The 11,065-nt window shown below is 55.6% G+C and carries 6 protein-coding genes; 4 read left to right on the top strand and 2 right to left on the bottom strand.

Going from position 1 to position 11,065, the window contains the following annotated elements:
- Positions 1 to 8 precede the first annotated feature (8 nt).
- The gene (locus ACJ77P_RS11170) at positions 9 to 314 is read right to left on the bottom strand and encodes a hypothetical protein (protein WP_367359733.1); all 306 of its coding nucleotides are present in this window, start codon (positions 312 to 314) and stop codon (positions 9 to 11) included.
- A 293-nt stretch (positions 315 to 607) separates the two neighbouring features.
- On the opposite strand from ACJ77P_RS11170, the gene ACJ77P_RS11165 reads away from it, so the two are divergent.
- The 4 genes from ACJ77P_RS11165 to ACJ77P_RS11150 all read left to right on the top strand — a co-directional run bounded on the left by ACJ77P_RS11165 (position 608) and on the right by ACJ77P_RS11150 (position 10,425).
- Positions 608 to 3,406 carry a C25 family cysteine peptidase gene (locus tag ACJ77P_RS11165; RefSeq protein WP_367359732.1) on the top strand — a complete coding sequence of 933 codons (2,799 nt, stop codon included), beginning with the start codon at positions 608 to 610 and terminating at the stop codon, positions 3,404 to 3,406.
- A 103-nt stretch (positions 3,407 to 3,509) separates the two neighbouring features.
- Positions 3,510 to 5,909, top strand: a complete 2,400-nt coding sequence (locus tag ACJ77P_RS11160) for a PD-(D/E)XK nuclease family protein (protein ID WP_408998270.1) — start codon at positions 3,510 to 3,512, stop codon at positions 5,907 to 5,909.
- Positions 5,903 to 8,725: a UvrD-helicase domain-containing protein gene (locus ACJ77P_RS11155; RefSeq protein WP_408998269.1), complete on the top strand. Its 2,823-nt coding sequence runs from the start codon at positions 5,903 to 5,905 to the stop codon at positions 8,723 to 8,725. Before ACJ77P_RS11160 ends, ACJ77P_RS11155 begins: the two co-directional genes overlap by 7 nt.
- 467 nt (positions 8,726 to 9,192) lie before the next feature.
- Entirely contained in the window at positions 9,193 to 10,425 is a 1,233-nt protein-coding gene (locus tag ACJ77P_RS11150) for a calcium-binding protein (protein WP_408998268.1), read from the top strand.
- Here ACJ77P_RS11150 and ACJ77P_RS11145 read toward each other — a convergent pair.
- Positions 10,417 to 10,923 (bottom strand): hypothetical protein, encoded by a 507-nt coding sequence (locus ACJ77P_RS11145; RefSeq protein ID WP_408998267.1) that lies wholly within the window; start codon positions 10,921 to 10,923, stop codon positions 10,417 to 10,419. The two genes, ACJ77P_RS11150 and ACJ77P_RS11145, sit on opposite strands and share 9 nt — an antisense overlap.
- Positions 10,924 to 11,065 lie beyond the last annotated feature (142 nt).

Raw genomic sequence — 11,065 nt, 5'->3', positions numbered from 1 at the left:
TATTTCCTTCATTCGGTATTGCCGTCCTGGGTCATGTCGATAAGACGCTGCAAAAAGTTTTGCAGGATCCGGATTCTAAATTCAATCCTGCCTTGATCCTCTTTTTCATGTCGACATGATTTTTCGTCGCCGGTGATCTCACCTCCAACCGGATTCGTGATGTTTTGCAGTTCCGCCTCATATGACGACAATTCTTCCTCAACGGCGAGAATCTGTTCATATCGCGTCATGGATGCGAATTCTTCCGACGGGATAATTTCGACAAGTCCCTTTTCTTCCGCAATTTCAATCTGAAACAATGAGTTCGAACTCATGATGCAGCCTCCCCTGTCATATATTTTTCTGATGGCGTTGCTCTCTTTAATATCCCATACGCCGAAGAGCTGCAAGTATGGCATGTTCTACCAAGCCGAGAATGAAAATTAAAGAAACAAACGATCATTGTTCTTTTTTTAATTGACAGATCCATATCCTGATTTTAGACTTCACAATCTTTCAAGAAGATTCACCTTTTCCCATTTTCAATTTGCAAAGCGGCTCTATGAGCTGGTTCTTTTAATCCAGCTTTCCTCCAATGACTTATGGCGCTTCTAGAAAGGATCATCTCATGGTAAAAGAAACCGCCGGAAAGGCAACCCCCGCATCCGTCACAAGAACTACCGAAAAAACCCTGCTATTCAGAAAATCCGACGTTCTGTTAAAACCAACTCTCTTCGGCATTTCTCTGTCCATGAAGGATTTTGAAACAAGAGGCGAACCGGGAGAGCCGGCACTGCCGAGGAAAATAATCCGTGTGGCTTTGCCCAAGGGGCATTCAGCCAGAAAGCTTTCACAGAAAACGGGATCGACTGTTCTTCTCAACCATACCCCGGAACCTCTTTCCTGCATTCAGGAGCCATCTTTAGGCACCAATCCTGAGCTTCCCTATTCCCGCATAAAGCGCACCCTGGTTCGGCCCGACAGAGAAAAATATCAAGCGGCTTTCACCATGGGGAAAAAAGTATGTCGGCTTGCCGGCCAGGAAATGATGGGGCTGATTCCTTGTGCCCTTGTAGAAATCTGGCCCGTCCGGTTCACGCGGGAAGGCTTGCTGGAACTGGTCGAAGAGGTCACATTGAAGATCGTATCGGAGCCGTCAAAGGAAATCGCCCGGCAGGAAAAAGAAACGCTGCTCAGACTTTCGCCGAAAACAATTGTCCGCAGGCATGTGATTGCTAATGATCTTGTCATTAATAATGCCCTGGTGCAGAAGGAATTGAAAAGGAACATCGCCACGCTTCAAAGGTCTCTGGAAAAAGAAACAGGGCTAAAGAAAAAGACCTTCAAGGCCAATAGCATAAAACCGCCGTCCGAATGCGATTATCTTATTCTCACCGACAACAACAAGTGGGATCCCGCCACAATGCAGCCGACAAGCCTTATCGGAGACATGGTGGGGGAATTCGTGCGGTTGGCCAACTGGAAGAAGTCCCGTGGTTTGAGAACCTACGTGGCCACCGTGAAGAACATTGTGGACGGTAAGTACGGGGATTTCAAAACGGGAGCCAGGGATCTGCAGGAAGTCATCCGTAATTTTCTCCAATGGTTTTGTCGTTCCCGGGGCGTTGAATACCTGCTTCTGGGCGGAGATGTCAGCATGATCCCCGCCCGACAGGTTGCGGGTGCGGCCTGGGGCCAGATCGGCTTTGGTTCACTGGACAAAAAGAATGTCATAGAGTGGAAAGGCACGTACATGGGGATGCATATCGACACCGGCGATTTCGGGCAGTCTACGCATATCCTCACCAATTACGATACCGGGCGAATCATTCCTTTCGACAGTGCGGGAACCTCGAACACGACAACTGCCGGCTGGTATCACACGACGGACAGCACATTCACGACGCGCACAGCGGCCAATACGGAATGGGTTCGGATCAATGGCCCCTCGGCCCAGATCAACGCGAAGATGGTCTGGTACACCAACATGAATCTGATTCCCACCGATCTCTATTATGCCAGCCTTTACGGATCCGGTTATTCCGTAGCGGGCAAACATGACTGGGATCAGCTCGACAACGGCCTATACGGTCAGCACAATGCGACGAATAATTTCGACATGGTGAATTATCAGGCTGATGTCAGCGTCGGGCGTGCACCGGTTGAATCGATTGCAGAGGCACAAACCTTTATCGATAAGATCCTTGAATATGAAAAATGGGGTTCCACGCCTCGGCCGGATTCTGATTACGACCGCTTCCGCCGCATGCTTTTTGCGGCAGCGACCTGGGGCAAATACATCCGTATAGAGCGTGATCCTGCCGGCAGTGACCCGCCGGCAAACAACAAATACACTTCGTCAGGTGAGCACGCCCTCCTCCATTGCGATACCCTGCCGCCTGACGCCGGCAGTCAATTGACCTGTTATTTCAGTGATCAATATTATCGGCTTTTGAATTACAACAGCGGAGCAAAGCACAATCATCCCGGCTGGTACTATGCCAAAAGCGGCAATGACCTTTCACCCAGTGTGACGGTATGGGATTTTTTCTTCTTTTCCTGGGAATTTCCCAAGCCCACCGCGTGGATTGCAGTCTGGGACGGCAATCCGGATGTGCTCAATCCCATGTACTATGCCTTGGATTTTCCGGATCTCGACAGCTCTATCACCGAACAGGAAGCGCTGCGGGAAAAGATGCAGACGACCTTTCCGGAGATTTCCCAGATCGAACGGCTTTACACCGATGAGGCGGACATGAATCCGGCTGAAGTTGCAGAAACCTGGCTCCGACACCTGACCTCTGAGAACCTGACGGATGCCCTCAATCGTGGACCTCATTTTGTCAGCATGACGGGGCATGGCAATTCAGACTGGTGCGCCTATCTGTGCACCGCTCTGGTGAACGGTCTTATCAACGGTCCCAACACCTTCATCCTGTATGCCGATTCCTGCATGACCGGTATGTTTGATGTGAACGACTGTGTGGCGGAGGCTTCCCTGAAGCATCCCGGGGGCGCCGCCGTGGCCTATGTTGGAAACAGTCGATTCAGCTGGATAGGAACGGGCGCCCTTTACCGTGAACTGTTTTTCACGCGGCTGCAGACCGTCCGGCATATCGGGGAAATGAATGACTCACGCTTTGAACTTCTAGCCGGAACAACGGGATGGACTCGCGAATCCAGAATCTGGTATTGTTTCGTTCCTCATCTTTTCGGCGATCCTGAAATGCCTGTTTACCGCAACATAGCAGAAGCAAAGAACTACTATATCGGGAACTGGAATACCTATGAGTTGCACGATTGCCGTTGCCAGTGGGTGGAGCGCATGAGCTTGAAGCACAAAGTCTATTTTGAAAAGCTTCAGATGGGATTGAATGCCGGTTATGATGGGTGCGGCTTCTGCCTGAAGAAGCATCACACCTGTTAAGAAGGTACTTTAACGTACCGAATATGGATTGAAATACCGTCCCGGCCATGGAAGCCTTACGATTTAGTTGTCTTTGACACAACCCCGGAAGGAATTTGTTGCCATGCCTGATCCCAACTCTCGACAGGAAGATCTCCATCCGGCTGTCGATGCCCTCATTGACCGGCTGCGGGCCTCTTACCCGGACATGAGTGCCTTCACGATTGTTTCGATGACGGATCGTGGCCGCGACTTTTTGCATCACCTTGTCCATACCCGGATTGGCGGTCTTCTTCCCACCATCCTTTCATTCAACGACTATCGAACCCGGCGCATCGCGGAAGCTTCGGGCCGCTCGGCCGTGCCGGAGGATGAAGCCTTCATCCATTTCCATGTCCTGCGTTGCCGGGAAGCGGGCCGATCTCTTCCCCCGGCCGACACCCAGCGCCTGCTCTCGTTTCTCACCATGATCGCCGATTTTTCCGTTACCATGGACGAATTGCGTGTCCTGGATCGGATCGGTCCCGAGCAACTCGACCGGATTGACCGGTTCTTCACGACGATGGAGGATTTCCGCGCCCGCCTGGCTTCCTCGGGGCTCTTCTATCCGCCTTTCGAAGCGGCGAGGTTTGCCGATCTGACTCCGGAGAAAAATGAACTATTCTTTGGTCTCCCTCTCATGACTCCCGTGAACGAACGCTTTTTTAATCGCATCCCGCAGGATCGGCTCTTCGTGGATGCACCGCTCTTCGGTCCGCAAATGCCCGTGGAGACGCCAGAGTTCGAGACGTCCCTCTCGCTCGTCCGGCGTATCGGAGTTGACGAAACACGCCATCACGGCGAGCCGCCCGAGTTCACCGAACTGGCCGAACGGTCCGCTCTGCCGGCGCTCCTTGCCGGCGAAATCGACGACGTTCTCCGGGAACGGCAAGGCGACGGAGAACCGCTCTTTATTGTGCTTCTGGACGAGACGCTCTCGTTCTATCTGTGGGAATTTCTCTTCCGGCCTCTTGGCGGGCAGGTCAACTTCGCGCCGTGGATTCCCTTCACCCACTTCGCGGCGGCACACCGGCTCCGTTCTGCGATCCACACCGGACAAGGGCTGGCAACCGCGCGACGTGACCTCGTCGCCGAACTTACGGCCAGATGGAGCGAGCTTGACGAGGCCGACCGATCGGCCTTCGAAGGGGCGATTACGCTGTGCGATGAACTGGAACGTCTCCGCCCGTTGATCGGTGGCGAATGGTCGGCCCTGGCAGAGCACTTCGTCGCCACAAAGAAACTGCGGCTCCACGGAAGGCGCACCGCCCCGATCCAGGTGGTGGGCTTAGGCGACGCAACCGGCGTTCCCTATGGACGCGCTGTCATCCTGCCGATGAACAGCGGCGTCTTCCCGAGGGAACCCTTCAGCGGTCCCTATCTCAACCTGATCCATCTGCCGCGCATCTACCGGACCCAATACGAGGCGGACGATCTTGCCCTGCGGCAGTTCCTCTCCTTTGGCCGCTCGGCCCACATCGCGGCCCTCTATAACCAGGCGGGCGGTCAGGCGCCGTCACCTTATTTCTCGTTTCTCGCCACTGAATTTGACAGCAGGACGGTGAAGCGGCGGATGGTTCCGGTCCCCTTCTCCGTGCCTACGGGCAGCCTCGCCATCGAGAACACCGACGAACTGAGGGAGCAACTGCGGCGGTACACCTGGTCTTTCAGCTCCCTGAAGAAATTCTTCACCTGTTCGTGCCGCTTCATCCTCGAAGATATGCAGGGCTTGACCCCGCCGCCGTGCTTTGAGGCCGAAGACAGCGCCAACCTTCTCATCGGGGATTTTCTTCACCGTTTCTTTGCAGAACTGAAGGAGCATCGCCCGGCTGTCGATCTGTGGCGCGAACGATTCGACGAATGCTGGGAACGCGAAGAGGAACTCCAGGTGAAGCTCCCGGACCAGGCGGTCCGCAAGGCCATTGTTTCGAGCCATCTGGGCGATATCGCCGCCTGGGAGAAGGAAACGGGGCGGCTGCTTCTCTTCTCCGATGACGTTACCGCCGCCGAGCTTGAACTGCGTGCGCCGTTCGGCAGCGGCCGCTACCGGCTCAAGGGACGACTCGACCGCCTCCAGCATCAGGGAGACAGGGAACTCATCGCCGATCTGAAGTACAAGGAGAAGACCTCCCGAAAGGGGCTCCTGGCCGACCAGGTCGAAGATCCTGATTCCTTCGATGATCGGTTTCAACTCCTCATTTATGCCTATCTCGCCCTTCACAGCGGGCGAGCCGCACCCGACCGACTGGACGCGGCCCATCTCTTTCTGCGGCCGCGGGTACGCGGCGATTACGAGAGCCGCCTGGCCCTGGAGGATCTTGCTCATTGCGATGAGACAATGGAGCGGATCGCCCGGCGCCTTGACGCCCTCCTTGCCCAGGAATGCTTTATCCCCAACTTCCGAGCCGACGGCTGTCCCTACTGTCCCTGCAAGGCGCTCTGCCTCAGGCCCGATCTCTATCGGACGGGAGGGCGCCCATGGTAAAGAGCCTCTTCGTTACCGCCTCGGCCGGTTCGGGAAAAACCTTCCGTCTCACCCAGGAGGTCCGACGCCATATCGAGCGGGGCACGGAATTTGTCGTCGCCGCCACCTTCACCCGCGCCGCAGCGGCGGAAATGGAAAAGAGGATCCTTGAAGCCATCGAGAAGGGGCCGGAGTGCGCCGCCGACAAATTACGGCTTCTCATGCGGGCCGCCCGGGTCCACTTTTCGACGATCGACGCGCTCTTCCTCCGCTTCCTTTCCACGGAGGCCTATGTGCCGCAGGTCGCCGACGATCATGAAAAGGCCATCATCACGGCGCTCGCCGACGAGCGCTTCTTCCGGCATCCGCGCGTCCTGGCAGACATCGAGAGTATCGTGATCGCGGCCAGGATCCTCCACATGCAGCCCGAGTCACTGATCAAGGCCCTGGACAATGGTAAAGAGGCTCTGGAGGCCTGGGACTGCCCCGAGGATCTCCTGGACACTCTCAGGGGTGAACAGGGGCGCCTGGCAGCCGAGTACGAGGCGCTGCAGAAGCGGGTGCAGGCCGTCGCGGAGACGACCAGAGGCGCCCTGAAGTCGCAGGTTGTCGTCCCACTTCTTGCGCCCCTCGCCGAGGTCGATCTGAGCAAAAAGGTATTTCTCAAATCCGGTCTGGAGGACGTGAAAGTCGCCGCCGCCGACCGCGGAACGGCCGCCTACGCCACCCTGCGGGAGCTCTATCCCGCAATGCGCCGCCTCGTCGCCCGGCATCTGATCAACACCAAGCGCCTCCGGAGCGCCCTGCTCAAGCATTTCATTGCCTTGCGCTTCGCAGTGGTTGCTGAAGAAAAGGAGAAACTCGGCCGGCTCTATTTCGACGATATCCCCAGGGCGCTCATCGCCCTGGACGGGTCCCGAAACCCCGATCGGCCTTTCTTCATGGCGCGGCTCTACGAACTGGGATTCCACCGGATGGCCCATCTGCTCCTCGACGAGTTCCAGGACACCTCGCAGATCCAGTACGACCTGCTCCGACCGCTGATCGAGGAGATTCTCAGCTCCGTGGGAGAGAATGCCGAAGGAGAACGGTCCGTCTTTCTCGTGGGAGACTGGAAACAGTCGATCTACCAGTGGCGGGATGCGGCGCCCGACCGGCTCCGTGACAGCATCGCCCCTGCCTTCGCAAGCGGGCAGATCGCCACGGAGACGCTGCCCCACAATTACCGTTCATCGCCGCTCCTCATCGAGTTCTTCAACAACCTGGTCGCCGTACTCTTCGCCGGTACGGACAAAGTCAACCTGCAAGAGCCGCCGGAAACGCCGAAACATCCTTACAGCGGTCTCACCGAGGTAGCCGTCATTCCGGCTGCCTGCAAAGCCGGAGACGAGCCGGCCTATGAGCGGCTCGTGGCGGCTATGATTCAGAAGAAGGAGGAATTCGGTTGCCCCTGGGGCGATATGGCGGTCCTCTGCCGCACCAACATGCATATGGATAAGGCTGCGAAGATGCTGGCGAATGCCGGCATCCCCACTTCGGGGATCCGCGGCCGGGAGCTTCTGTCTCTCCGGGAGGGAACGGCGCTTTACCTGTCCCTCATCGCCCTTTTCACCGGCCACGACGGTCAATTTCTCCCTCGGGCTCTTGCCTGCCTGGGCTATAACGAGGCATTGACAACGGCCATTACCGGGCTTTCCGGCACAATCGGCAACGCGACTCAGCCTCACCGTTTCGCCGCCTTTGCCTCGGCCCTGCGGGAACTGACGCCCCATTTCCCGCGTGTCCTCATCGAGACGCTCTGGGATGAGGCGGAACGCTACTTCGACCGGCCCGACGCCGTCGATGGGCCTGCCTTTCTGCGCTATCTGCTTTCGATGTCGCACCTTGTCACCGTGCCCGAGGGGGAACATGCCGACCGGGTAAAACTGGCGACGATTCACGGCACCAAGGGCCTCGAATTTCCCCACGTCTTCCTCTTCTGGAAGGAGGGGCGAGACCGGGCGCCCGAGATTCCTCACCCCGATGACGGCTGTCCGCTTAGCCTGAGCAAGGATGAACTGGCCTTTCTCGCAACCGGCCCCATTCCGGGAGCGACGGCCATCGCCGAGGCGGTGGATGCGGCAAGGGAAGAGAAGGCCGAGGAAACGGCCAACCTTCTCTACGTTGCCGCGACCCGCGCCGCCCAGAGCCTGACGATTCTCCTCCGGGCCAATGGCGAAGGCGCGCTGAAAGGTTTCAGTGAGTTGATGTTGCAGACAGCCCGGGAGGCCATCTCGAACGCCGAACGGACGGCATTCGGCTGGCGGCATGACTATGGCCCCGAGAGGCCGCGGCCTGCGGATTATGAGGAACTGGCGGCGCCCGATCTAGCCGGAATCTCCCAACCCATAGACGATGAAGAAATGGACCCGACCCTCCGTTCTGCCGACATCGAGGCGGGGATCGAGCGCGGGATCCGCATCCACGAGGCTCTCTCCCGACTCACCAGCGGCGGCCGGACGATCCTTCCGGGCATCCTCGCCGGAGAGGAGCAGGCCGTCGTCGAGAGGTTCCTGGACAATGCAAAGGTACAGGAAATTCTTTTCCGGACCGGGAAAGTGCTTACCGAGCAGCACCTTTCCGACACCCGCGCCTTCGGCATCGTCGACCGGCTCATCATCGCCCCGGACCGCATCACCCTCATCGACTTCAAGACGGGCCGCGTGGGCCACCTGGCCGACAAATACCTGCCCCAGATGCTCCGCTACAGGACTATTCTCCAAAAGCTGTTCCCGGCACGTCCGGTCGAATGCTATCTGCTGTTTGTGGACGAACCGCAGCGGATTGTGATGATCTGATTCCTTCTCCACCGCCGATCACGAGTAATTTCCACTACCTCCCGTGGGGCTCTCTAATTGTGACAAAATCCGACCACAGGAATTTTCTCAGAAGCCATGGAAGATTAGCCGTCTCAGAAAAGAGAATGCCGATTCTCTGATTTTTAAAGAACTGGTGAATCGGGTTTTCAAAGGAAACATTGGCCGCTACGGCCTGTCCCATGGCGTCACATCGTGCGTAAAGGGATTTTCTTGGGAAACAAAACCCATATATCACACGTTTTTACAAAATAATGTTAATAATTAAAATATGTTACAAATATTTTGCCGCTGCGAGAGTTGAGCTCTATGAACTTATTCCACAGTTTTTAACTGATATAAATTCCGTAATAAACTCGTAGTGACTTCATCGTATAGACGGTTTAGTTTGGAATCCATTCATTTGATATAAATTCCTCTGTAATATTCTATTGAGGAAGGAGAAAATCATGGCAAATATCATCCTTTATGTTCCCGAAGAGAAAATGCATTTTGAGAATCTTGACGATTTTTATGACATAGAAGCCTCTTCAAGCAAGATTACGATTTACTGGGACAGCACTTACCTCAACAAGACAATCGCTTACGGCTCCTTCGATTATGAAGATGAAACCGGAGTCATCACGGGTATCGAGCATTACTGGGATGGAGAAAAGCAGCTCAAGATCAGCGATTTCAGTATTGACGTGAACGATTTCGACATCGATCATTTCACCGACGCGGAATTCCTGAGATACAACGACAAGATTACCGGTTCTTACGGTGCGGATTACCTGGAATCATTTGCAGGTGATGACACGCTGTACGGTAATGGCGGCAATGACACCCTGGATGGCGGAGCGGGAAGCGACAAGCTGTATGGAGGTGCCGGCAACGATAAGCTGATTGGCGGCTCCGGGAATGATTATATGGCGGGCGGGACCGGCAACGACACCTACTATGTAAACAGCGCGGGAGATTCTGTTTATGAGACTGCGAGTGCCGGAACGGATAAAGTCTATGCAACGATCAGCGACACCCTGGATGCCAATGTGGAAAATCTTTACCTTTCCGGGACAGCAGCGAAGGGAACCGGCAACACGCTTAATAATATAATCCAGGGCACCACCTATGCCAACACTCTCTACGGGCTTGCCGGCAACGACACCCTGAAGGGGTATGGCGGCAATGACACCCTGGATGGCGGGGCGGGAAGCGACAAGCTGTATGGAGGTGTCGGCAACGACAAGCTGATTGGCGGCTCCGGTAATGATTATATGGCGGGCGGGACCGGCAACGACACTATCTTCGGAATGGGCGGTAATGATAAGTTGTATGGCGGCACCGGTCAGGACCGTTTTGTCTTTGGCGAATCCGGCTCGGCCAATCGCGACGAGATCTTGGACTTTTCGCATCTTGACGACACGATCGTTCTGAAGGATATTCTTGACGGCGCAACCAATTCTTCCATCAAAGGCCTTTCTTTCAGCGGCGGCGTTCTGAATGCCGGCGATTATTTTGAAGGCGCCAACAAGACGGGCAGCGGTCTCGATGACGTAAGCGGTATTTACAACAACACGACGACCGGTGCGATTTATTACAATCCCACAGACCACGTTGGCGGAGATTCCATTCTGATCTGCACGGTCGGAATTGCCTCAGCCACATCACTGGACAACGCAGACTTTGCCTACTCAACCTGAATTACCAATTCTCTGCGTCATCCAGCAGAGTTCCCTTTGATGATGTCTGCCAGATGAATGACCCTCGTCCACCCTCTCGGCCGGAACATCGGTTGCCTTGCGGGTCGCTTCCCTGAGCCGCTTCTTCCTGTTGGTGCAGCGGTCAAGATCGGTTCGTACGGGAACCAGCCGATTCTGTTCCTTGCTGGACACCAACAGAGTGCAGGAAATGAGAAGTGCATGTTCCGCCACCAACCGGTGATATATCCGCGGTGCCGTGTGGCGCTGCTTCTTCGGCTGATCCTTGTCCTCCTTCAGCCACGTCTCAATCATCTCCAGGAAGGGTTCAAGAGCCGGAAAGGGCTGATGCTCTCTTTCCCTATAGCCCCATAACTCACCCCGGATCGCCTTCTTGATCGTGTTCCGGGAATGACCCGTCAATCGTGCGATCTCGCTTATGTTCTTGCCGTATACCCGATGACTCGTCCGTACCAACTCATGCTGATCCATCTTGAGCAACTCCGATTCCTCCTGCTTGAAAGATCTGGAATACAGTATCTTCTTAGCAGGTCTCTGGTGCTCTGGGGTGGTCAATTTTGGGTTAGCACAAGGCCCTTTCCCTGATCAATTTTAGGTTAGCACAACCACGCGTGAACCCTTG

It is taken from the genome of Syntrophus buswellii, from assembly GCF_046097065.1.
Taxonomy (GTDB): domain Bacteria; phylum Desulfobacterota; class Syntrophia; order Syntrophales; family Syntrophaceae; genus Syntrophus; species Syntrophus buswellii.
Note: the sequence above shows the minus strand (reverse complement) of the source record. Positions and strands in the feature narration are given on the sequence as shown.